Below are 317 nucleotides of genomic sequence, written 5' to 3'. Positions count from 1 at the left end.
GCGCTGATGTACCAGAGCGCGCATTCGGCGGCCGAATCGCAGGCCGAGCACGAGGCCATCGTCGATGCGCTGGAGGCCGGCGACCAGCGCGCCCTGCGCAGGCTGATGCAGGCGCACCTGGGCAACGTCGAATCGAACCTGCGGCTCAAGCCGCGGCTGCATGACGACCTGAAGGCGGTACTCAAGACATGAACAGCACCCCACGCTATCCCCGCGACCTGATCGGCTACGGCGAACACCCGCCGCATGCGCAATGGCCCGGCCAGGCGCGCATCGCCGTGCAATTCGTCCTCAACTACGAGGAGGGCGGTGAAAAC

1 protein-coding gene and 1 pseudogene are annotated in these 317 nt (G+C 66.9%); both read left to right on the top strand.

From position 1 onward, the window contains the following. The coding region (locus tag H5407_RS23890; protein WP_183106948.1) for an FCD domain-containing protein at positions 1 to 192 on the top strand (192 nt) is incomplete at its 5' end. Beyond that, positions 189 to 317: pseudogene (locus H5407_RS24580) on the top strand (allantoinase); the annotation flags it as partial. The gene H5407_RS23890 and the pseudogene H5407_RS24580, both read left to right, overlap by 4 nt.

It is taken from the genome of Mitsuaria sp. WAJ17, assembly GCF_014174515.1.
Lineage (GTDB): Bacteria > Pseudomonadota > Gammaproteobacteria > Burkholderiales > Burkholderiaceae_C > Roseateles_B.
This window is presented reverse-complemented; position numbering and strand designations above follow the sequence as displayed.